The organism is Sphingorhabdus sp. EL138 (genome assembly GCF_900258045.1).
GTDB lineage: Bacteria > Pseudomonadota > Alphaproteobacteria > Sphingomonadales > Sphingomonadaceae > Parasphingorhabdus.
In genome coordinates this window covers 969545-992485 of sequence record NZ_OGVD01000004.1, presented here as the reverse complement: position 1 = coordinate 992485, position 22941 = coordinate 969545, and the positions used below count along the sequence as shown (strand labels likewise).

At 52.9% G+C, this 22941-nt stretch carries 23 protein-coding genes and 1 tRNA gene; 12 read left to right on the top strand and 12 right to left on the bottom strand.

Annotation, left to right across the window (positions count from 1 at the left end; translation table 11 throughout):
* The first annotated feature begins 78 nt into the window (after positions 1–78).
* The gene (locus tag DK507_RS14705; RefSeq protein ID WP_109357081.1) at positions 79–477 is read left to right on the top strand and encodes a BLUF domain-containing protein; all 399 of its coding nucleotides are present in this window, start codon (positions 79–81) and stop codon (positions 475–477) included.
* 42 nt (positions 478–519) lie between these two features.
* Here the strand turns inward: DK507_RS14705 and ilvC are convergent, their stop codons facing one another.
* From ilvC to miaA, 4 genes are all read right to left on the bottom strand, one after another.
* Positions 520–1539 (bottom strand): ketol-acid reductoisomerase, encoded by a 1020-nt coding sequence (gene ilvC / locus DK507_RS14700; protein WP_109357080.1) that lies wholly within the window; start codon positions 1537–1539, stop codon positions 520–522.
* A 44-nt stretch (positions 1540–1583) separates the two neighbouring features.
* Positions 1584–2099: an acetolactate synthase small subunit gene (gene ilvN / locus DK507_RS14695; RefSeq protein ID WP_109357079.1), complete on the bottom strand. Its 516-nt coding sequence runs from the start codon at positions 2097–2099 to the stop codon at positions 1584–1586.
* Positions 2099–3844 (bottom strand): acetolactate synthase 3 large subunit, encoded by a 1746-nt coding sequence (locus DK507_RS14690; protein WP_109357703.1) that lies wholly within the window; start codon positions 3842–3844, stop codon positions 2099–2101. Before DK507_RS14690 ends, ilvN begins: the two co-directional genes overlap by 1 nt.
* A gap of 145 nt (positions 3845–3989) precedes the next feature.
* The gene (miaA, locus tag DK507_RS14685) at positions 3990–4922 is read right to left on the bottom strand and encodes a tRNA (adenosine(37)-N6)-dimethylallyltransferase MiaA (RefSeq protein WP_109357078.1); all 933 of its coding nucleotides are present in this window, start codon (positions 4920–4922) and stop codon (positions 3990–3992) included.
* On the opposite strand from miaA, the gene serB reads away from it, so the two are divergent.
* Entirely contained in the window at positions 4915–5796 is an 882-nt protein-coding gene (gene serB, locus DK507_RS14680) for a phosphoserine phosphatase SerB (protein WP_109357077.1), read from the top strand. The two genes, miaA and serB, sit on opposite strands and share 8 nt — an antisense overlap.
* A gap of 19 nt (positions 5797–5815) precedes the next feature.
* Here serB and DK507_RS14675 read toward each other — a convergent pair whose 3' ends face one another.
* Complete coding sequence (locus DK507_RS14675; RefSeq protein WP_254054397.1) at positions 5816–6853, bottom strand: SPOR domain-containing protein; 1038 nt, start codon at positions 6851–6853, stop codon at positions 5816–5818.
* 263 nt (positions 6854–7116) lie between these two features.
* Here DK507_RS14675 and DK507_RS14670 point away from each other — a divergent pair, with 263 nt between their 5' ends.
* Genes DK507_RS14670 through DK507_RS14660 form a run of 3 tightly spaced genes read left to right on the top strand, consistent with a single transcriptional unit; the run spans position 7117 to position 10028 of the window.
* On the top strand, positions 7117–7839 hold the full coding sequence (locus tag DK507_RS14670) for a ParA family protein (protein ID WP_109357076.1): 723 nt from the start codon (positions 7117–7119) through the stop codon (positions 7837–7839).
* A gap of 17 nt (positions 7840–7856) precedes the next feature.
* A complete protein-coding gene (locus DK507_RS14665; RefSeq protein ID WP_109357075.1) occupies positions 7857–8561 on the top strand; it encodes a hypothetical protein in 705 nt (234 codons plus the stop codon).
* Positions 8562–8597: 36 nt separating this feature from the next.
* Positions 8598–10028 (top strand): SPOR domain-containing protein, encoded by a 1431-nt coding sequence (locus DK507_RS14660; protein ID WP_109357074.1) that lies wholly within the window; start codon positions 8598–8600, stop codon positions 10026–10028.
* Between the two features lie 34 nt (positions 10029–10062).
* Here DK507_RS14660 and DK507_RS14655 read toward each other — a convergent pair whose 3' ends face one another.
* The 4 genes from DK507_RS14655 to DK507_RS14640 are packed head-to-tail and all read right to left on the bottom strand — an operon-like array spanning position 10063 to position 13892.
* Complete coding sequence (locus DK507_RS14655; protein WP_254054396.1) at positions 10063–11283, bottom strand: dihydroorotase family protein; 1221 nt, start codon at positions 11281–11283, stop codon at positions 10063–10065.
* Entirely contained in the window at positions 11280–12284 is a 1005-nt protein-coding gene (locus DK507_RS14650; protein ID WP_109357072.1) for an aspartate carbamoyltransferase catalytic subunit, read from the bottom strand. The genes DK507_RS14655 and DK507_RS14650 overlap by 4 nt, the downstream gene beginning before the upstream one ends.
* A 22-nt stretch (positions 12285–12306) precedes the next feature.
* A complete protein-coding gene (gene ruvX, locus DK507_RS14645; protein WP_109357071.1) occupies positions 12307–12768 on the bottom strand; it encodes a Holliday junction resolvase RuvX in 462 nt (153 codons plus the stop codon).
* Positions 12768–13892, bottom strand: a complete 1125-nt coding sequence (locus DK507_RS14640) for a DUF3089 domain-containing protein (protein WP_109357070.1) — start codon at positions 13890–13892, stop codon at positions 12768–12770. Before DK507_RS14640 ends, ruvX begins: the two co-directional genes overlap by 1 nt.
* A 130-nt stretch (positions 13893–14022) precedes the next feature.
* On the opposite strand from DK507_RS14640, the gene gatC reads away from it, so the two are divergent.
* Genes gatC through gatB form a run of 4 tightly spaced genes read left to right on the top strand, consistent with a single transcriptional unit; the run spans position 14023 to position 17655 of the window.
* Entirely contained in the window at positions 14023–14310 is a 288-nt protein-coding gene (gene gatC, locus DK507_RS14635; protein WP_109357069.1) for an Asp-tRNA(Asn)/Glu-tRNA(Gln) amidotransferase subunit GatC, read from the top strand.
* Positions 14310–15794: an Asp-tRNA(Asn)/Glu-tRNA(Gln) amidotransferase subunit GatA gene (gene gatA, locus DK507_RS14630; RefSeq protein ID WP_109357068.1), complete on the top strand. Its 1485-nt coding sequence runs from the start codon at positions 14310–14312 to the stop codon at positions 15792–15794. The genes gatC and gatA overlap by 1 nt, the downstream gene beginning before the upstream one ends.
* Positions 15791–16168, top strand: coding sequence for a trypco2 family protein (locus tag DK507_RS14625; RefSeq protein ID WP_109357067.1), 378 nt, complete (start codon positions 15791–15793; stop codon positions 16166–16168). The genes gatA and DK507_RS14625 overlap by 4 nt, the downstream gene beginning before the upstream one ends.
* Entirely contained in the window at positions 16168–17655 is a 1488-nt protein-coding gene (gene gatB, locus DK507_RS14620) for an Asp-tRNA(Asn)/Glu-tRNA(Gln) amidotransferase subunit GatB (protein WP_109357066.1), read from the top strand. Before DK507_RS14625 ends, gatB begins: the two co-directional genes overlap by 1 nt.
* Positions 17656–17725: 70 nt before the next feature.
* Here the strand turns inward: gatB and DK507_RS14615 are convergent, their stop codons facing one another.
* A complete protein-coding gene (locus DK507_RS14615; RefSeq protein ID WP_162559067.1) occupies positions 17726–18490 on the bottom strand; it encodes a hypothetical protein in 765 nt (254 codons plus the stop codon).
* A 64-nt stretch (positions 18491–18554) separates the two neighbouring features.
* Positions 18555–19379, bottom strand: coding sequence for a hypothetical protein (locus DK507_RS14610; protein WP_109357064.1), 825 nt, complete (start codon positions 19377–19379; stop codon positions 18555–18557).
* Between the two features lie 246 nt (positions 19380–19625).
* Here DK507_RS14610 and DK507_RS14605 point away from each other — a divergent pair.
* Both DK507_RS14605 and tig read left to right on the top strand, forming a co-directional pair.
* Positions 19626–19710: transfer RNA gene (locus DK507_RS14605), tRNA-Leu, on the top strand.
* 53 nt (positions 19711–19763) lie between these two features.
* The gene (gene tig / locus DK507_RS14600; RefSeq protein WP_109357063.1) at positions 19764–21335 is read left to right on the top strand and encodes a trigger factor; all 1572 of its coding nucleotides are present in this window, start codon (positions 19764–19766) and stop codon (positions 21333–21335) included.
* Between the two features lie 64 nt (positions 21336–21399).
* Here tig and DK507_RS14595 read toward each other — a convergent pair whose 3' ends face one another.
* Entirely contained in the window at positions 21400–22011 is a 612-nt protein-coding gene (locus tag DK507_RS14595) for an ATP-dependent Clp protease proteolytic subunit (RefSeq protein WP_109357062.1), read from the bottom strand.
* Positions 22012–22235: 224 nt separating this feature from the next.
* On the opposite strand from DK507_RS14595, the gene DK507_RS14590 reads away from it, so the two are divergent.
* Positions 22236–22862, top strand: a complete 627-nt coding sequence (locus DK507_RS14590; protein WP_108810148.1) for an ATP-dependent Clp protease proteolytic subunit — start codon at positions 22236–22238, stop codon at positions 22860–22862.
* Positions 22863–22941: the final 79 nt, after the last annotated feature.

The following is a 22941-nucleotide window of genomic DNA, read 5'->3' as shown; positions in this document are numbered from 1 at the left end:
CTTTTTGTTTGACGTATAGGCAAAAATTAACCGGAATCAGATAACCTTGCATCTCTCGACGCGTTTGCAAGGTGCAGAATGTACAGACTTGTCTATATCAGCACACCAAAACCGGATATCACCCGGTCAGAAATGACAGATATTCTTCGTGTCGGGCGCCGGAATAATGTCAGGAACGGCATAACCGGTCTTTTAATCCAGGATAAACGGCGATTTCTCCAATATCTGGAAGGTGAAGCAGAGCAGGTCGAAGAGACTTTTGCTCGGATATCCGCTGACAGACGTCATTCCGCGATAATCCAGCTAAAAAATGGCTATATCGGGCGGCGCCAGTTTCCCAAATGGGAAATGGCTTCGAGATATGTGGATGGTGATGCCAGTCTGCTATCCGCCGTCAAGGAACTGGTAAGTGACTGCGACCGTGACGTGGCAAATGAACTGATGAGCTTTGCCGAAGCCCGGGACCGCGCTGCCTAGCTTTAGGCAAGCCAGAACGGCGCGGCCCTTAAAGGCTATGGTTTAGTTCTTTTCTTTATCCACCAGCTGGTTGGCACCAATCCATGGCATCATGGCGCGAAGCTCGGCACCGGTTTTTTCGATCGGATGTGCTTCGGCTTGCTTCCGTGCAGCCTTCAGCTCCGGCTGACCGGCACGGTTGTCGAGGACGAAATCCTTGACGAAACGGCCCGATTGAATGTCGGCCAATACCCGCTTCATTTCGGCTTTTGTCTCATCGGTGATGATCCGCGGACCGGTTGTGATATCGCCATATTCGGCTGTGTTGGAAATGGAGTAGCGCATGTTGGCAATGCCGCCTTCATAGAGCAGGTCGACGATCAGCTTGGTCTCGTGCAGACATTCGAAATAGGCCATTTCCGGGGCATAGCCAGCTTCGGTCAGTGTCTCGAAGCCCGCCTGGATCAAATGAGTGATGCCGCCGCAAAGTACGGCCTGTTCACCGAACAGATCGGTTTCGCATTCTTCGCGGAAATTGGTTTCGATAATGCCGGAGCGTCCGCCGCCGACACCGGAGGCGTAGGCGAGGGCGACGTCATGGGCGTTGCCGCTCTTGTCGGCATGGATGGCTACCAGGCAGGGGACACCGCCGCCGCGCTGATATTCACTGCGTACCGTATGGCCGGGACCTTTCGGTGCGATCATGATGACGTCGAGGTCGTCGCGCGGTTCGATCAAGCCGAAATGCACATTGAGACCATGGGCAAAGGCAAGGGCAGCGCCCGGTTTCATATTCTCATGATAATCTGCAGCATAGATAGCGGCCTGGTGCTCATCGGGTGCGAGGATCATCACAATATCGGCCCAAGCGGCGGCATCGGCGTTGCTGAGCACTTTGAAATCAGCGCTCTCGGCTTTCTTGGCCGTCGCCGAGCCTTCACGCAGCGCAATAGCTACCTCTTTGACGCCGCTGTCGCGCAGGTTTTGGGCGTGGGCATGGCCTTGACTACCATAGCCGACAATCGCGATTTTCTTGTCTTTGATCAGGCCAAGATCGGCATCTGCGTCATAATAGACTTTCATTATTCTTCCTTATATTCAGATATTTAGAGCTAGTACTAGGTTATTCATGCTGCATCCGGTCCGCGGCCGATGGCAACTACACCGGTGCGTCCGACTTCAACCAATCCAACTTCCCGCATCAGGCCGACAAATGTCTGGATCTTGTCGGGTGCACCGGTAATTTCGAATACAAAACTCTCGGTCGTCGCATCTACAACCCGCGCGCGATAAACATCGGCAAGCCGCATCGCTTCGATCCGGTTTTCGCCTTTTCCAGAGACCTTTACCAGAGCCAGCTCACGTTGCACATGCGGGCCGGCTTCGGTCAGGTCGCGGACACTGTGCACCGGCACCAACCGGTCGAGTTGGGCAATAATCTGCTCAATCACATGCGGCGGACCGTTTGTGGCAATGGTTATCCGGCTGATCGCGTGATCGGCGCTGATATCGGCGACGGTCAGGCTTTCGATATTATAGCCGCGTGCGGTAAACATCCCGGCGATGCGCGCCAAAATACCCGCTTCATTGTCAACCAGAACGGCCAGGACATGGCGTTCGGCTTTTTCTTCCTTAATATGCATTAAACAAGTGCCTTTGCGTTATCGTCCATCGTGCCTTTGACGTCCTCTGGCGTCAGCAACATGTCCGTATGGGCGGCGCCTGATGGGATCATCGGAAAGCAATTGGCCAGTTTTGCAACGCGGCAATCGACCAGTACGGGACCATCGGTTTCAATCATTTTCCGGATACCCGCTTCCAGGTCTGCAGGGTCTTCGATCAATATGCCAGTCCAGCCATAGCTCTCGGCTAACTTGATAAAGTCCGGGAGACTATCGGAATAACTATTTGAATAACGGCTCTCATAGGTCAGTTCCTGCCATTGGCGAACCATGCCCATATATTCGTTATTGAGGATGAAAATCTTGACCGGCAGGCGATATTGACTCGCTGTACCCAGTTCCTGAATATTCATCTGGATCGATGCCTCACCAGCAATATCAATAACCAGAGCATCAGGATCACCCAATTGCGCGCCGATGGCGGCAGGCAGACCGTAACCCATGGTGCCAAGACCGCCGCTCGTCAGCCATTTATTGGGTTTCTCAAAATCAAAATGCTGCGCCGCCCACATTTGGTGCTGGCCGACTTCGGTGGTGATGACCGGGCTGCGCTCATGCGTGGCTTCCCACAGCTTGCGTATAGCCTCTTGCGGCATGATTTCGGTTTTGCTTTCAGGATAAGCTAGGCAATTGGTTGCACGCCATCCTTTAATCCGCGCCCACCATTCCTCATAGTCGGGAGCGCTGAATTTGCGCCCTTTCAGGACAGCGAGCAGTTGCTCCATAACCCGTCCGACATCACCGATAACCGGCAAATCGACGCGGATTGTCTTGTTTACGGAGGATCGGTCAATATCGACATGGATTTTCTTGCTATTGGGCGAGAATGCATCAATCCGGCCTGTAATACGGTCATCAAAACGCGCGCCGAGGCAAACCACCAAGTCAGCGCGGTTCATCGCCATATTGGCTTCAAACGTGCCGTGCATGCCCAACATCCCGAGCCATTGTTCAGAAGAGGCCGGAAAAGCGCCAAGCCCCATAAGAGTCGACGTCACCGGAGCGCCCGTTAATTCCGCCAACTGGCAAAGTGTTTCGCTCGCCTTCGGGCCGCTATTGATAATGCCACCGCCGGTATATAGTATCGGCGCCTTGGCTTTCATGATCATCTCAGCAGCCTCGTTTATGGCTTTGAAATCACCATCAATTTGCGGCTGATAACGGGGATTTATCTTTCCGTTATGTGAGCGGAATTCGGCTTCGGCGACCTGAACATTTTTGGGAATATCAACCACAACCGGGCCTGGACGGCCTTGCGTGGCGATATGAAAAGCTTCTGTCAGAACGCCAGCGAGGTCAGATGGCTGCTTTACCAGATAATTATGTTTTGTGCAGTGCCGGGTAATGCCAACCGTATCGGCTTCCTGAAAAGCATCGGAACCGATGAGATTTGTCGCAACCTGACCGGTGATGACAACCATCGGAATAGAATCCATCAAAGCATCGGTAATCCCCGTAACCGCATTGGTTGCGCCGGGACCGGATGTGACCAGAACAACACCGGGTTTGCCGGTTGAACGGGCATAACCCTCTGCTGCATGGGTCGCCGCCTGTTCATGGCGGACCAATATGTGCTTGATTTTGGGATGGTCATAGAGCGCATCATAAATCGGCAGCACAGCGCCGCCGGGATAGCCAAATACGGTGTCGACACCCAGATCGAGCAGGGTTTGAACCAATATTTCCGCACCGCTTTTTTCGGCCACTTTAAGCTCCATAATCATTGTTAAGCCCGCAACAGGCGGGCGTTTGATAGGCGATGCTGCACTGCAAGGCAATCTGCAAGATTCCGCACAACATCCGCTCGAACCGGGCGGCGCTACATATTTATATATATTATGTCAAGCTCAATTATTGTAATAATATAATAATATCCTCGATATTATCATTATTTATGATCCCTTCATGGCGAGGCCAATCGCCCGGGCATTGATTACGGAACCATGTGTACTGGCGCTTGGCATATTGCCGCGTGGCGGCCATGGCCCGGGTCTGTGCTTCTTCCAGATTGACTTCACCATGGAGCCAGGCGCTGATCTCCGGTACACCAATGGCGCGCATGACCGGGCAGCCTGATGGCAAGTCTTTCTTCAGAAGCGCCGTAACTTCCTCTTCCACACCATTGTCCAACATGATTTGGAACCGGTGATCACATCGTTCGTACAACCATTCACGGGGCGGTAGCAGAAGCAGAGGGTGCAGATTGATCTCGCCAGCTATCCCGCCGGCCATTTGAGCGTGCCAGTGCCCCATGGTCTTTCCCGACGACAGAATAACTTCCAACGCGCGCATGACCCGACTCGAATCTCTGGCATTCAAACGCTGTGCAGACACCGGATCTGCGTCTTGCAACGCTGCAAAGGCGTCAGCGATGTCCATTTGCCGCACCTTCGCGCGGATAGCAGGGGCGATTTCGGGTATCGGTGCGATCCCGTCGAGCAATGTGCGGACGTAGAGGCCTGTTCCGCCAACCAGTATCGGTAATATGTCTTTGGCATGAGCCGCCGCTATTTCACTCTTGGCATCATTGGCCCAGCGCGCAGCAGAACAGGTCTCGGCACCATCTATATAGCCGTAAAGCCGGTGATCTACGCCCTGCATTTCCTGTTCGTCAGGCCGGGCGCTCAGAACCTGTAGATCGGCATAAACCTGAGCACTGTCAGCATTGATGATCACAGAGGGTTGCTTTTTGGCCAGCTCCAATGCCAATGCGGACTTGCCGCTGGCCGTAGGGCCAACGATCAGTGCCACGTCTTTCTTGTCTTTCGGAGAATATATGCTCATCGCCACGCTAATAGCAGCAGATCAGCTACAAAAGGGAGAGTTAAGTTCTGCCGCAGACCGGTTGACGGAAGCGGGCGGGAAGATTTCCCGGATTGGTGATGTTATTGACGGCAAAGCGGCTGATATCTTCCTCGAAGGCGACCTCGCAAATCTGCGGGATGCCTTGCCAATTGACGGAGAAGCAACGGACCTTGTCGTTCAGCCATCCGAAAACCGGGAGAAAAAACTGCTGATATCCGATATGGACAGTACGATGATCACTGTCGAGTGCATAGATGAACTCGCCGGCTATGCGGGAATCAAGGACCAGATCGCAGAGATTACCGAACGCGCTATGCTCGGCGAGCTGGATTTTGAAGAGGCGTTGCGGGGCAGGGTGGCTCTGCTCGCCGGGCTGGACATTTCGGCGATTGACCGATGTCTTGCTGAAAAAGTCGAAACCATGCCGGGGGCCGAGACGCTCGTAAAGACCATGGCCGCGCGTGGAACGAAGACCATATTGGTTTCCGGCGGCTTCACCCGATTTGCCGATCCGGTGGCCCGCAAACTCGGATTTTCTGTCGTAGAAGCGAACATATTGGCTGAAGCGGACGGGATTTTGACCGGAAAGCTGACCGGTGCAATTGTCGATGCGCAAAGAAAAGCGGAATTGCTAAAGCAGAGCGCAAAATCCGCAGGACTGTCTCTCGATCAATGCATGGCCGTGGGGGACGGTGCCAATGATATTCCGATGATCGCGTTGGCCGGAATGGGTGTGGCCTATCATGCCAAACCAAAAGCGGCGCAAGCCGCTGATGCAGCGATCAAACATAACGACCTTAGAGCCCTGCTATACATGCAGGGCATCGGCTCTAAACATTGGGTGAACGACTAGGTCGCTCTACTGAGCCCCATTATCGTGACTTTACGATGCAATCGTTGCCGGATGCCTTGACACTTCCGCAAACCTTGCTCGCTTGCGCCTTGGTAGCAAAAGGCCCAGCTTGCAACCGTGTGATCGAACCGGCCGCAACCAGATAGGGCTGCAAATTGTTCAGGGCAGAAACCCGTTTCTCCAGATTGTTCCATAGTGCCTTGGCCTTGTTCTGATCGCCAAAAGCACCCAGTTGAACGCGCCAATTGCCGGTTGTTGCCGTGCGAACGGGGGCAGGGGCCGGTGCCGGAGCAGGCTTAGCCAGTGGCGGTGCCTTAGCGGGTGCTGGAGCCGGAGGCGTTGCAACTGATGGCGGAGCGACAGGTTTCGGCGCCGGAGTCGGAACCGGAGCAACAGCTTTCGATGCGGGTAATTGTGCGGTCTGTATCGCGCCACTGGACGGCGTTGCTCTCAAACCACCGACCTGTGCAGTCCGGACCCGTTTTTCATTCTCTTCCATCTGGCTGGCCAGTTCGATGGCCCGGCGGCGCTTGTCGAGGGGAATATATTTGTCCATCTGTGCCATATTGGAAGTCGCCTGTGGCAATCCGGCGGCAGAAGCGCGAGTCATCAAGGCATAAGCCCTGATCCAGTCTTTTTCGACAAAATCGCCATTGAAGTGCCCGGTACCCAATACATATTGCGCACGCGGTTCGCCGCGGTTGGCGGAGGCCTGCAGATAGGGCAGGGCCTCTTTCCGCCGCTGGTTCTGGAAAAGGATCAGGCCATAATTGTCACTGGCCTGCAAATGACCCTGGTCGGCCGCGCGCTTATAAAACTGTTCGGCTTGGGTAAGATCCATGGGCACACCACGCCCAAGCTTGTAGGCCTGACCCATATTAAACTGCGCATCGGCATCGCCGGCACTGGCAGGGCCGCGCCATTCGGCAACAGCGGCTTTATAGTCGCCGCGTCCCCAGGCATCGACACCGTCTTTTACATCGGCCAATGCGGGCGTGCCGAATCCGAAAACCGCAGATGCCATTAAGATATGACGCGCTATCTTGGAATTTTTCATGTGATCAGGCCCTCGGTATTCAAATTGCTGACAGTCATCTTATGCGTAATTTGTCCTTAACGCCAATTTGCAAATTATTCGTAACCTTAAACCGAAAATCTGACCGGTGACTGAATCGAAATCTAACGCCGTGTAAAATAATTTTCCCGCGCAAAAAAACATCACGCGTTTGTTAACCCTATTTTAGCCCTGTTCTGTCAGAGAAGGCGATGAATGAATTTCAGACGTCCTGATCAACACGTGATGATACTAAGGGGAATAGAGTGCGAGTTCTAGCAATGGCATCCCAAAAAGGTGGTTCCGGCAAAACAACTTTGTCGGGTCACCTGGCCGTACAAGCCCAACTGGCCGGAGCCGGCCCGGTTGTCCTGATCGATATCGATCCACAAGGTTCTTTGGCCGATTGGTGGAACGAACGCGAAGCAGAACTGCCTGCTTTTGCGCAGACCACTGTATCTCGCCTCGCTGCCGATCTGGCGATCTTGCGGCAACAGGGCTTCAAACTGGCAGTGATTGACACCCCGCCAGCCATTACCATGGCAATTCAGTCCGTCATCTCGGTGGCTGAGCTTATTGTTATACCAACGCGTCCCAGTCCGCATGATCTGCGCGCTGTAGGTGCAACCGTCGATCTGTGTGAACGTGCCGGCAAACCGTTATTGTTTGTCGTGAACGGCGCAACGCCGAAAGCAAAAATCACTTCGGAAGCCGCTGTCGCGCTGTCTCAGCACGGTACGGTTGCCCCGATTACCGTGCATCACCGGACAGACTTTGCCGGATCGATGATCGATGGCCGTACTGTTATGGAAGTGGATCCCGATGGCCGGTCTTCTCAGGAAATCCAGCAGCTTTGGGGTTATATTTCTGATCGTCTCGAGAAGAATTTCCGCCGCACCGTATTTTCATCACCTGCCATGGCGCCGACAACCAATGTCGGAGTTCCTCGGCCCGGAAGCAATTTCGGTCGCCGGGTCATCGGGTCCTAATGGGAGGAGCAGAGAATATGAGCGAACCTAAGCCATTAGCATCCCTGTCATCTTCCTTGCTGGCACGCAAAGGCGGCGCCAAGCCTGCCATGCGGCGTCAAGGAATGGCATTTCCAACTCAGTCTGATCATGAAAATGAAGACTTGGGGTGGAATGACATGGGTTATGACACCAATCCTGATCATGAAGCGGGCCAATCGGAAACGAACGGACCTGTCGATGCGGATCAATATCACTACAATCCTTTGGCAGGCGCAATTCCCGAGGTTGTTCCAGCGGTCAAGAAACAGCAGGAAGAAATTGCTGCGAAGTTGAGCCAGCAGCCACAACGCGAAGAGGAAGCCGCAGCAGAACCCGAACAGAAAGTCGAGCCTGCCGCACAGGAACAATCCGTTCCTGTTCCACTTTCTATTTCCCGTGAAGTCGCGCCGGTTGCTGAAAACTCCAGCATCGGGGTGGCTCCGCCTGCGCGTAAGAAGGCAAATGCTGCGAAGTCCGCAGTGAAAACACGTCGTCCGGCACAAAAGTCGCGAACACGGAAAGCCAAGGCTGCGTTTACCTTAAGGTTGGACGCTGACAGGCACCTGAAACTGCGGTTGGCGACGGCTGTGAAGAATGTTTCGGCACAGCAGTTGGTAACCAAAGCCGTGGACGAATATTTGAGGTCTATCCCCGAACTTGACGACTTGGCAGAGCGCATTCCGTCACGCGGCGCTGCTTAAAATAACGATACAGAATTTAATTGCGAGGGCATTAATATGAAACGCGATACGATATTGAAACTGGCCGCTTCGACTATGGTCATTTCGACAACTCTGACCGGTTGCGGTCCTTTCGGAGGTGGTTCTGTCGCATCTTCATCGAGCAAACCTGCTACGGTAAAAGATGGCGCAAAATATGCCAAAAAAGCTGAAAAGGCTCTCCGTAAAGGCCAGGTCGAAAAAGCGATTGCCTATGCGGAGCGGTCCGTTGCCGGTGTGGGCAGTGACCCGGAGACACGAGCGTTGCTTGGTCAGTCTTACCTGGCCGCCGGTCGTTTCCATTCTGCGGAGCGCAGTTTTCTTGATGCCATGGAACTGGGTAAGAGAGACGCACGCACGATCTTGAGCCTGAGCCTGTCACAACTGGCCCAGGGAAAAGCCAATAAGGCGAAACAATTGATCGAGAATAACCGGCAATTCATCCCAACGGCAGACTATGGTCTGGCTTTGGCTCTGGCCGGTGATTCCAAAGGCGCAATTGCCGAGCTCGAGCAAGCCATTCGTAGCTCTAACGTTACCGGTCGTACCCGCCAGAATCTGGGACTGGCCTATGCTCTGGACGGACGCTGGAAAGAAGCAAAACTGATGGCAATGCAGGATATGACACCTGCCACTGTCGACAACCGCATCATGCAATGGGCGCAAATGGCTCGTCCGGGTGCTTATGAAGTGCGTGTAGCATCTTTGCTGAACGTTGAACCCGTTGCCAATGATCCAGGTCAACCTGTTCGTCTGGCACTGAATGCTGCTCCTGTTGTTCCCGTTGTTGCTGCTGCGACACCTGCGGAAGATTATAGCCGGGAAGTTGCCAGTTTCGATACAGAAACACCGCTTCCAGCTGTCGGTCCAGCACCTGTGGCAGATTCTGACGTCGACTTTATGGCCAAGGAAAATAACGTCAAAGTCACAAAAGTCGCAGTTCCTGCAAGTAAAGCTGCCGAGGAAAAGAAAGCTGCTAAGCCTGTAGCACCAGCTCCGGAAAAAACTTTCATTGTTGAGGGTTCGGACGCACCGGCACCGGTCAAAAAAGCAGGTCCTGTTCCGACGGCTGCGGAGCAAGTTATTGCCGCGGTACAGCCTGTATTGCAAAAAGTGGCTTTCACACCGCGTGCCCGAGCCATCTCCAATGGCAAGCATTTGGTGCAGCTCGGCGTATTCTCTTCACCTGAAAATGTGAAGCGCGCCTGGGGTATTTTGTCGTCGAAAAATAAAGACCTGGCGGCGTTCCAATATGCAAGCTCGCCGATCCAGCGCAATGGCAAGACGCTTTATCGTCTGGCTGCGATGGGCTTCGGCAATGAACAGGCAGCCAAGGACATGTGTGTCGGCATTAAAGCCAAGGGCGGCGCATGTATTGTTCGCAACGTCGAAAAAGTTCGTCCAACACAAATGGCTAGCAAGGCACCGCAAAAGCTCGCCGCACGCTAAATATAACCAAACCAACATCTTAAGGGCGGGAAAGCTAAAGCGCTTTTCCGCCCTTATATATTGCGCGAACGCGGCCTTGTACCGGCAGTTTGTCAAATGGTGTATTGCCTGCCGCTGCGGCCATTTTTCGGGTATCGACCTGCCACGGCGCTTCCGGATCGATCAATATCAGGTCGGCTTCATAACCTTGTGTAATTTGTCCGGCTTCGACACCCAATATTTGTGCGGGTGTAGCCGATAGCAGCTCAAACAGACGAGGCATGTCCACCAGTCCGTCACGAACAAGATTGAGCGACAGTGCGAGCAATGTCTCCGCACCCGCCATGCCGAATTCTGCTTCCGCAAAGGGCAGGCGCTTATCCTCGGGTCCTCGCGGGTCATGGCCGGATGAAACCACATCTATCGTTCCGTCCCTGACCGCTTCTAGACAGGCCTGGCGATCTTCTTCGCTGCGCAAGGGCGGTGACAGTTTTGCAAAGGTTCTGAATTCACTGATAGCGATATCGGACAGGAACAGATGAGCAGGAGTAATGCCGCATGTCACCGGCAGGCCTTCCGATTTGGCCGCGCGAATCAACTCCAGACCTTGCATGGTCGTGACTTGCCGGAAATGAATATGCGCGCCGCTTTCCCGGACCAGACCAATATCCCGGGCGATGGAGAGCGCTTCTGCCGATGCAGGCGCGCTGGACAGGCCCAGGCGTGTAGCGGTTTCACCTGCGGTTGCCACCGCACCTCCGGTCAATCCGCTATCTTCGCTATGGACGATGACCGGCATGTCCAGCGACCGGCAATAATGGAGCAGCTTGAGCATTATGCCGCTGTCTGCAATCCAGCTTCTGCCAGTGGCCACGGCACGGGCCCCAGCCTGTTTCATCAATCCGATTTCCGCCAGTTCGACACCCTTCAGCCCTTTAGTCGCAGCTGCAAGAGGGTGAGACCACAGATCAGGTTTTCCTTCGGAAGCGTTATGCTTGATCATTGCCGGTAAATCGAGCACCGGTGCCTGGTCCGGCATCAAGGCAGCACGGGTAATCCCTCCATAGTGGAAAGCGGGCTTGTCGATCGCAAAAACGCCCAGATCGATGATACCGGGCGCCAACAGCGATCCGGCACAGTCGACAGTTTCGTGATCTGCAGATGGTTTGTCTTCACTGACTTCGACAATGCGATCATGATCCACGGACACGTTTACGGATTGCGGGGCCTTCGTCTCGGGGACCAGAACCTGTGCGTTGATGAAAGTCTTTTTCATGACCATCCCTCCACACCGCGAGATCGTCGGGTCAGAACATCAAGACAAGCCATGCGAACGGCCACACCCATTTCTACCTGTTCTGTAATGGCGGACCGATCAAGATCATCTGCAATATCACTGCTGATTTCGACACCGCGGTTCATCGGACCGGGATGCATGACCAGAGCGTCCGGTTTTGCCAGTGCTAGACGTTCTCTAGTTAATCCATAGAGATGATGAAATTCTCTGGGACTGGGGATAAAATCGCCATTCATTCGTTCATTCTGCAGCCGCAGCATCATCACGACATCCGCGCCATCCAATGCCTGTTCAAAATTCGAAAAAGCCTCCACATTCATCCTGTCGAGAGCCGCCGGTAAAAGCGATGTCGGAGCGCAAACCCGCACTTTTGCACCCAATGTCGTCAGGCAGTAGATGTTGGAACGAGCCACCCGGCTGTGCATGACGTCGCCGCAGATTGTAATTGTCAGCCCACTAATGTCGCCCTTGCGTCTCTGAATGGTCAGTGCATCAAGCAAGCCTTGGGTCGGGTGCTCGTGGCTGCCATCACCGGCATTGAGCACGGGGCAATCCACTTTATCGGCAATGAGTTGCACGGCGCCGGAACTGGCATGGCGAATGACGATGGCATCGGCGCGCATCGCATTGAGCGTGACCGCCGTATCGATAAGGGTCTCTCCCTTTTTAACGCTGGATTGCGCGGCATGCATGTTCACGACGTCTGCGCCCATCCGTTTGCCGGCAATTTCGAAAGAAAGTAGCGTGCGCGTACTGTTTTCGAAGAAGGCGTTGATGACCGTCAGGCCGTCGAGCCGGTCGACATGTTTGCTCGACTGGCGGTTCAGATCGACCCATTGCTCGGCTTCCTTGAGGAGAAACAATATCTCCCAGGGCTGCAGTCCGGCGATACCCAATAGATGGCGATGTGGAAAAGCGTCCGATCCTGCGGGAAACTGATGCCCGGCAGTCGGCGGTGAACCTGTTTGATCAATTGTCATTAAAGTCAGCCCTATAGAGGCATCATTCCATGGCGGCAAGCCCGTCAATTGCGCCCTGCAGAATATAGGCGGCGGCCATCTGGTCGACCACTTTACTACGCCGTTTCCGGCTGACATCGGCCGCAATAAGATCGCGGGTCACGGCCTGTGTGCTCCAGCGCTCATCCCACAATAATATGGGGAGGCCAACCGGACGTAGATTCTGGGCAAAGGATTTGGCCGCCTGAGTCTGTTTGCTCTGGCTGCCATCAAGGTTGAGCGGAAGGCCAACGACAAAGCCAGTGACATGTTGCTGTTCTATAACTGTTTTGATTCGTTCCAGATCTTTCGAAAACTTGCGCCTTTCGATCGTCTCGGCGGCGGTCGCGATCATCCACTGGGCATCGCATAGCGCCATGCCGACCGTCTTGGTGCCAACATCAAGCCCCAGCAAGCGCCCGCCATCGGGCAGGGCTGTCCTGAAAGCGCTCCGATCCTCTGTCATTAGCGCGAGAGAAATGCGGTCATCCTTTTTATCACATCTTCGCGAACGTTACGCCAGAACAGGCTGTAATCATAGACATGATAATTGTTGCCGGGCAGGGTGTAAGGCCCAAGATCCGGCGGGTCGCCGATCAGCAGGAACCCGCGATCATCGCAGCGCGCAGGCACCGCGCCCTCGACCAGAGTTGCGTCGCTTAACTCGTCATTGGGTACAAGCGTTCCGAGATTCAGTTCCGCAGGCGATTCGGAATTAGTGTCGCCGTTAATCGGGTTGGTGCACAGCAGATTTGTGTCTTTGCGTGGCTTACCATTAAATCCGATGGTCGTGTCATAAACTTCGACAATCCGGCCATAATCCGCAGGTTCGGCAAAGCTTTCCCAGCTGAGCAGGCAATTAGTTTGTTCTGCCGTTTCACAGACATCCAGGCCCAGAGCCGGGACATCCGCCTCTATCGACACCGGCCAGCCAACGACATAAGCCGCAACAATGCGGTTGGCGAGCGGCGTGCCGGCAACCCGGTCTTTCAGCAAATTGGTGAGATGCAGGCTGCCCTGGCTATGGCCTGCCAATATGATCGGGCGGTCATCCGGAACTTCTTTGATAAAAAAGTCAAAAGCTATCAAAACATCCTGATAGGCGGCATCCAGAGCTTGTTGTCCCTCTTTCTTCTCGGTCAGGAAGGCACCGAGCGTGGCTTGGCGGTAGCGCGGCGCCCAGACATCGCCTGCTTTGTTGAAGGCGCTGGCCTGACCGCGCAGGAAGATCTTTGTACGGTCTTCTGTTTCTTTATGTCCGAGAGGCGCGTTCCATTTTGATTTGTCTATAAACGATGTGGGGTGGATGAAAAATATCGCGGCACGCTGGTCTTCCTTGGGCGCGTCGCCATTGGGCTCATAACCCTGCGGCAGCCATAAAGCCGGATTACCTTTTTTGATCTCGGGCCGGGCATACCACATGGCAACATCGGCATAGATGTTGTTTTCCAGCACTTCCTGTGCCTGAAATTCGGTGTCGGGAACGAATACGACTTCTGCGAGTTCCTCGCCGTAGATGCGCAGGACAAATGCCCCTGCGATGACCAACACGATCATGGCTGCAACGAAATAAAGAAACTTACGCGCCAATTATTTTACTCCAATTTGGGCTATTGCCGCTCATTCACCTTGAAGCGGCCTCGCGCCAATGCTAGCGGCGCGAAGTACACAATATAGTGTGCTATTACCCGAAAAAAGATGAACCGATAAAGAATGAATCATGTCAGTCGATAAAGAAACCGTCAAAAAGATCGCAAGCCTGTCTCGGATCGCCGTAACTGAGGCAGAAGCCGACGCATTGGTGCCAGAGCTTAACAACATCCTCGGTTGGGTCGAGCAACTGGGCGAAGTGGACTGCTCCAAGGTGGAGCCGATGACCGCAGTCATCCCCAACAAACTGCGCCTGCGCGATGATGTGGTCAGTGATGGCAATGTCCGCGACAAGGTTCTTGCCAATGCGCCGGTGGCTGAACATGGCTTCTTTGGCGTGCCGAAGGTGATCGAATAATGGCGGAGATTTTTGAACTGGGCATTGCAGGTATCCGCACGGGTGTGGCTTCGGGCGATTTCACCGCCAAAGAAGTGGCCGAAACGTTCATTGACCGGGTAAGCGCGGCGAAGTCGCTGAACGCGGTGCTGGTGGAAACACCGGATCATGCGTTGGCTGCCGCCGAAGCAACGGACAAAGCGAAAGCTGCCGGCGAAGCACTTGGTAAAATGGCTGGCGTGCCGATTGGTATGAAAGACCTGTTCTGCACAGAAGGTGTGGCGACAACGGCAGGCAGCTTGATACTGGACGGTTTTACACCGCAGTACGAGTCCACCGTATCCGCGAACCTGTTCAAGGCTGGTGCCGGCATGCTCGGCAAGCTGAACATGGATCAGTTTGCAATGGGATCATCCAATGAAACCAGTGCTTTTGGCAATGTCATCTCGCCATGGCGTCGCAATGATGGTGGCAATACTGATCTGGCGCCCGGTGGCTCGTCCGGCGGAAGCGCAGCAGTAGTCTCCGGTCGTATCTGTCCAGCAGCAACCGGAACCGACACTGGTGGCTCTATCCGCCAACCTGCAGCTTTTGTAGGTATAACCGGCTTTAAACCTACCTACGGCCGCTGTTCGCGTTGGGGCACGATTGCCTTCGCCAGTTCGCTTGATCAGGCGGGGCCGATGGCCCATGATGTGCGTGATTGCGCGATCATGCTCGAAGCGATGGCAGGCTTTGATCCCAAGGATTCAACCTCACTCGATCTGCCAGTTCCCGAATGGGAAGCAGGCCTGAAAAGCGACCTTACCGGCAAGCGTATCGGTATTCCCAAGGAATATCGGGTCGACAATATGCCTCCGGAAATTGATGCGCTGTGGCAGAAAGGCATAGAGTGGCTGAAAGACGCCGGTGCGAAGATTGTCGATGTGTCGCTACCACACACAAAATATGCACTGCCGGCCTACTATATCATCGCCCCGGCAGAGGCTTCGTCCAACCTCGCGCGCTATGACGGTGTGCGATATGGAATGCGCGACTTGCCGGACGGGGCAGGGCTGCAGGATATGTATGCCGCTACCCGCGAATCCGGCTTTGGCCCAGAGGTGAAGCGTCGGATCATGATCGGCACCTATGTGTTGTCGGCGGGCTATTATGACGCTTATTACACGCAAGCCCAGAAGGTCCGGACGTTGATCTCTCAGGATTTTGACAAGGCTTGGGAAAGCTGTGACCTGCTGCTAACGCCAACCGCACCGAGTGCAGCCTTCGGATTGGGTGAGAAAGCCGATGATCCGCTGGCCATGTATTTGAACGATGTGTTTACGGTCCCAAGCAGCCTGGCGGGATTGCCAGCTATATCCGTTCCGGCAGGACTGGATGGGAAGGGGCTTCCTTTGGGATTGCAGATTATTGGCAAGGCCTTGGATGAGCAAAGTGTGTTTAACGCCGGTCTGGCGATGGAAGAACGCGCTGGCTTTGTCGCGAAGCCGGAGCAGTGGTGGTGAGCGATACAGTGGATCAAAATGACGAAGACTTTGGTGAGTTGAAATCTTTCGTCTCGGGCAGTTTGAAAGCGATAATGGATGGTATTTCTGCTGTGCAACCTAATGCTCGAATGACTTCTCCATTTGGAACAGGCGTCCATGGTTATAATGCTCCTAAAGAAGTGGCGTTTGATATTGCCGTGTCGGCAGAACGATCTGCGTCGGCCAAAGGTGGATTTTCATTGAAGGTTTTGTCGGTGGGCGCTGGTACAGAAGCTGAAGGAGAAAAGTCTCAATCAACCGTAACGCGCATTCAATTTTCAGTCCGCACTGAATTCAAGCACAAAGACGCGGACAAGCCGATTTCAATACCAACTACTAGAAGCGTTGTATAATGACTGAATCAACATATCGTATCCAGGGCGCAACCGGCGAATGGGAGGTCGTGATCGGCCTAGAGGTCCACGCGCAGATTACCTCCAACGCGAAGCTGTTTTCCGGCGCCTCCACCGAATTCGGCGCGGAGCCCAACACACAGGTTAGTCTGGTTGACGCTGCGATGCCCGGAATGCTGCCCGTGCTGAACAAGGAGTGCGTCCGTCAGGCGGTACGTACAGGCCTTGCGATTAACGCTCAGATCAACAAATATTCGCGTTTTGATCGGAAGAATTATTTCTACGCCGATTTGCCGCAGGGATATCAGATTTCTCAGCTGTATCATCCAATTGTGGGTGAGGGAAAAATCGAAATCTCACTGGATGAGAAAGACCCGGACGCACACGGCAAGACCGTAGGCGTTGAGCGTATCCATATCGAACAGGATGCCGGCAAACTGATGCATGATCAACATCCAACGATGAGCTACGTTGATCTCAACCGCTGCGGCGTAGCGTTGATGGAAATCGTATCCATGCCGGATATGACATCACCCAAAGAAGCAGCAGCTTATGTCCGTAAGCTGAGATCAATTCTCCGCTATGTTGGCAGCTGTGACGGCAATATGGAGCAAGGTTCCATGCGTGCAGACGTTAATGTTTCCGTGCGCAAGCCCGGCGACGAGCTAGGCATTCGGACAGAAACGAAAAATGTTAATTCCCTGCGCTTCATCCAACAGGTCATCGAATATGAAGCCCAGCGTCAGGTCGATGTGCTGGAAGAGGGCGGCGAAATCGTTCAGGAAACTCGGTTATTTGACCCGGATAAAAACGAAACCCGCTCCATGCGCTCTAAAGAAGATGCGCATGATTATCGCTATTTCCCTGATCCGGACCTGTTGCCGCTGGAACTCGAAGATGATTTCATCTTTGATTGCAAAGCGAGCTTGCCAGAATTGCCGGACGAGAAGCGCGCACGGTATAAGAATGTTCTGGGCCTAAGCGCCTATAACGCGGCCGTTCTAACAGCAGAGCATGAAACCGCTCTGTGGTTTGAAGAATTGCTGGAAACTACCGACGAGCCTGAGAAAATAGCGAGTTCAGCGGCTAATTGGTTGACCTCCGAACTATTCGGTGCCCTCAACAAAATGGGGCTATCTATCGAGCAAAGCCCGGTTTCTCCGCAGCAGGCCGCAGAATTGCTCGGACTGATCGCGGATGGTACAATTTCAGGTAAAATCGCTAAGCAGGTGTTCGAGATCATGCTCGAATCCGGTGATGGCGCAGCTAAAATCGTCGAAGAAAAGGGCCTGAAACAGGAATCTGACACCGGCGCGATCGAGAAAGTCATCGCTGACGTCATGGCCGCAAATGAAGACAAGGTCGCCGAATATCGCGGCGGCAAGGACAAATTGTTCGGTTTCTTCGTGGGTCAGACGATGAAAGCGATGCAAGGGAAGGCCAATCCACAAGTCGTGAATGAACTTTTGAAAAACGTTCTGGGTTAAGCCAAGTTCAGGTTAATATCTTGGAAGAGACTGCCTAACCAAACTCAGCAGCCTCTTCCAGCACTATCAACTAGCGCCGTTTTTTGCGGTGAAATCTTTTGGCAAATTCCTTGAAGTTTGCGACGAATGCCTGCTGCAGATCAGCCTCTGCCGCTTCACTTTCTTCAGGTGTTTTAGGAGGAAAATGTTTCAGGCTATTCCCGCCACGCCCTTTAACCAGTTTTGTCTCTTCGAGCCCGTCCCGGAAATCCTTAAAGATGAAGCGATTATTCAATGAACGCCCATAAATGGCAGCCTTGCGATAGAAATTCTGAGTAACCAGAAACTCCACATAACAAGTTGCCGTTGAGTCAGTCAGCCGGGTCTTTTGTTTTGTGGTTATCTTACGATCCTCAATTGGCTCTTGAAAAATTATCTGTGCTTCCGGAAGATTCAGTTCCTTGACAAGTTCAATGCTTTTCAAAGATTGGACTTGCATTTGCGGACCAAGTGCGTCGCGCAAATAGTCACCTTCGCTCTTGTTTTTCCCATCATTGGCGGCCGCATCGGCTATCGCACCAACAATCCCGAAGCCCGACAGCCAACCCGTTGTTTGTGCCTCGCCCTCAAGAGATGGGAAAATATGCAACTCGCATTCAGGTTTTGGTTCAGTTGCTACTGTTTCAACTGCAACAGCTTCTTCAGTAACTACCGCGGCCGGTACTATTGGCTCATTCAATGACTCAGCCTCGCTTGGGCCGTCGACCTCACTTGCAGTTGTTTCTACAACAGATTCTTCGACCGCGGTTATGCCTGATTCTGCCTGTGGTTCTGGCTGAACGGTTTCCTGCGCCATCGCATATATCGTTGTTCCACCAAACATGATCAGCACTGATGCGATCGTTGAGGTCGCCTGGTTTTTATTCATCGTTGTTTTTTCCCTCTGTAGTTAAACCTTCATTATGTGATGGATCATCTGATATAGCGTCCACCGATTCCTCTTCGGTTTCAGATGCTTTCAATGGATCTGAGGCTAGTGATGCTTCCTGAATTCCCAAAGCTTCATGGTCGCCAGAAGTCAAAAGCGTAGCTTTAGGGCTTGGTTCGTTTGATGCAGCGAAACTATTTGGCACAAAGGTGTAATCGGATGCGGTTCGGCCTTTGAGCTGTTGCCCTTTTAACAAAACGCCTTCTTTTCCTTTAATAAACCCGGAAAAGACACCAACTGCAATCCAGGTGGCGACCGTTGCCCCATTGTTGTTTTTGCCTTCTTGGCGAAAACGGCCTCGCAGCGGTAATTTATGATCGCCTAAGTCGATATATCGCAACGACACATCCAAAAGGCCGGCGCGACCGAATCCACCTCTATCATTCGCAAAACGGACTTCGCCCAATCCCTGGGTGCCGGAAGGAATGATAACGGTTTCGCCGATTCTTACGTCATCCAACACGGTGACAGAAAACTCATCTCCGGATTTCGCAATTTTGCTAGATAATTCTTCGTCCAGCATCACTGTTACGGGAGTATTAAAAGGAAGGACGATTGGTTCCGGAGTGACGTTAGTCTCTGCTTCGACAAGTGCCGCATTTTGTGAAAGAAACGGTAACGTATCGGTTTCGCCTGCAACTTTGCCACCATCCGCACTCTGATTGGCACATAATAGTAGGGCCAGTCCGGTCGCTTGAACCGGACGAACAAAATATCGCGCCATTTGAGCATGACGCAACCAACACGATTTGTACATTAATCCCCCCGAATCCTATCCAATAGATTAAATCAAACGGGTTTAAATGCAATATATTTGAGCCTTTTAGGACCAATCTATGATATCTATACTCAGTTAGATGAAAATATGGGTTTTGATGTCGAAAAGTAACCGAATCTCATATCATTTTTCGAGATCGCAATACCGGCCCTTGCCCTTTGGGCACCTTTCCGCTAGGCGCACGCGTCAATCAAAATTCGATAGTGATTTGACGGTGTAACTCGTGCGGGCGTGGCGGAATTGGTAGACGCGCCAGATTTAGGTTCTGGTATCTTCGGGTGTGGGGGTTCGAGTCCCTTCGCCCGCACCAAAACACCGAAAAACAGGTCGAAATAGAAATAATGAAGGCATTAAAGGGTAATCATGCAGATTGTTGAAACGCTGAACGAAGGTCTGAAACGGGCCTATGACATCAAAATCTCCGCGAAGGACATTGAAACGCGCGTGGATAATGAGGTCAAGAAACTGGCTCCTCAGGTCAATATGCCGGGTTTCCGCAAAGGCAAGGTTCCAGCGAATCTGGTTCGCAAAATGCACAATGATGCCTTGATGCAGGATGCGCTGAGCAGCACCGTCCAGGAAAGCGTTGAAAAAACAATCGCTGACAACAAGCTGCGCCCTGCAATGCAGCCTAGCGTTACCCTGGCTGATGGTTATGAAGCCGGCAAAGATGCTGAAGTGAAAGTCGAGCTGGAAATTCTGCCCGAGGTTCCGACACCTTCCGTTGATGGCATTAAACTGGAGCGTCTGCAGGTCGAAACAGACGAGAAAACAGTTCAGGAATCGCTCGACAAATTTGCCGAAAGCCAGAAGCAGTTTGAAACAGCAGCCAAGAGCTACAAAGCCAAAATCGGTGACCAGTGTCTGATCGATTTTGAAGGTAAAGTGGACGGCGTGCCATTTGACGGCGGCAAAGGTGAGGGCATGGCGATTGAGCTTGGCTCTGGCCGCTTGATCCCCGGTTTCGAAGACCAGTTGATTGGCAAGAAAGCCAATGACGAAGTGTTGGTCAAAGTGACCTTCCCGGAAGATTATAATGTCGAAACCCTGAAGGGCAAAGATGCGACGTTCGACGTGGTGATTGGCGAAGTTCAGACTGCGAAAGCACCCAAGGCCGATGACGAAATGGCGAAATCCATGGGTCTGGAAGGTCTCGACCAGTTGCGCGAATTGCTGAAAGGTCAGATCGAACAGGAACTGAACGGCCTGACTCGCACACACATGAAGCGCAAGTTGCTCGATCAATTGGCTGCGTCACACGACTTTGAAGTACCTCCAACCATGGTTGAAGCTGAATTCAACCAGATTTGGCAGCAGCTGGAGCAGGAAGCAGCTCAGGAAGAAGATCCTGAAGCGGCCAAGAAGGAAATGGAAGACGAGAAGGACGAGTATCGCGAGATCGCGGTCCGCCGTGTTCGCCTTGGCTTGCTGCTTTCCGAAATCGGACAAGCTAATGGCGTGGAAGTTAGCCAACAGGAAATGTCCATGCTGATCCAGCAGGCGGCCCAGCAATATCGCGAAGAAGACCGTCAGCGGTTCGTTGAATATATTCAGCAGGACCAGATGGCTGCGGCTCAGCTGCGCGCGCCGATGTATGAAGACAAGGTCGTCGACTTCCTGTTCGAAAAAGCAGAGATCACTGATAAAACGGTAACTCGCGAGCAGTTGGAAGAAGCCATCGAGGCGGAAGACGAAGCGGAAGCCAAGCCAGCCAAGAAAAAGGCACCGGCGAAGAAAGCTGCCGCCAAGAAGACTGCTGCTAAAAAGCCGGCAGCCAAAAAACCAGCGGACAAGAAGCCGGCAGCGAAGAAACCAGCTGCAAAAAAAGCAGCTCCGGCGAAAAAGGCTGCAGCTAAGGCGCCAGCCAAGAAAGCAGCCGCGAAAAAACCAGCTGCCAAGAAGCCGGCAGCAAAAAAGCCTGCAGCGAAAAAATAATCTTCAATTTATACACTAGCCGGACATGTATCCATGCTCCGGCTAGTGATGTTAGCAGGCGGCGCTAAAAGCTAACTTCGCTTGCCTTGTTAATAACGGTACCCAAGATGCCATATTCTTTGGCTTCATCTATCGACATCCAATAGTCGCGATCGATGTCTTTGCGTACGCGGTCAATCGATTGTCCGGTTGCCTCGGCTATTTTTTGAGCGATACGTTCCCGCATTTTGACGATTTCTTCGGCCTGAATGGCAATATCAGAGGCTTTCCCGCCAGCTCCGCCAGAGGGTTGATGGATTAGAAACCGGGTGTTGGGTAAGCAGAATCGCTGTTTTGCCGGAACGCCCAGGAAAATATGCGTGGCGATGCTGGCCACCCAACCTGTACCGATCACCGCAACGGGCGCACTGATATATTCGATAAGATCATGGATCGTGTCACCCGATTCCACATGACCACCCGGTGAATTGATGAGTAGCCTGATGGGTTCGTCGCTGACATGGTCAAGATAGAGCATCTGCGCGGAAACCCGTTCTGCCAGCTTTTGATCGACTCCGCCGAAAATCATCACCGTCCGCGTTTCCAGCATCCGTTGCATCATGAAGGCCATAGGATTTGACGCTCCATTGTCCTCATCGGCATGAAATTCGGGAATGGAAGGCGAATATGATGGCATAATTATCTCCTGCAAAAACGGGGGGTGTCTTGATTATCCGACAAGCATAGCCGGCGGTTATTTGATGCGCAATGTCATCCAATGACGATAATGGCTTGGAAAAAATCCTTAACCGACTTGAACATTGCTTAAGATACACCGATGTAGGGCTGAACGGATGGGGACTCCGGTTCACGGAACCTCCATTTTCATATCCTGATTTTCACAGAAGGCACTAAATTACCATGCATGATCCGATCGTCGACGCTCTTGTTCCCGTCGTTATTGAGCAATCCAACCGCGGAGAGCGCAGCTTTGACATTTTCTCACGTTTGCTCAGGGAGCGGATTGTCTTCGTAACCGGACAGGTAGAGGACGGTATGGCCTCGATCATCACCGCCCAGTTATTGTTTCTGGAGTCCGAGAATCCGAAAAAGGACATCTATCTTTATATCAACTCGCCGGGCGGTGTTGTAACTGCTGGCATGGCGATCCATGATACCATGCAATATATCCGTCCTCGCGTTGGTACAGTTTGCGTCGGCCAAGCGGCTTCCATGGGCAGTTTTCTGCTGGCTTCCGGTGAGCCTGGTATGCGTATGGCGACGACCAATGCCCGGATCATGGTGCATCAGCCTTCTGGTGGTGCTCAGGGCATGGCATCAGATATCGAAATTCAAGCCAAGGAAATCTTGCGCATTCGCAGCCGGATGAACGAGCTTTACGCCAAATATACCGGTAAACCGATCAAAGAGATCGAAAAGGCGATGGACCGGGATACGTTCCTGGAGGCTGATGAAGCCAAAGCCTTTGGCATTGTCGATGAAGTTTACGACAAACGGCCAAAACCTGCCGATGAAGATGCTAAATAAGGCGTTATCGCGCACCTAAATGAAAATTAAGCCGCTTTTGATAGGCTTATGCATAGCAAAAGATGGTGCCGAAAAAACC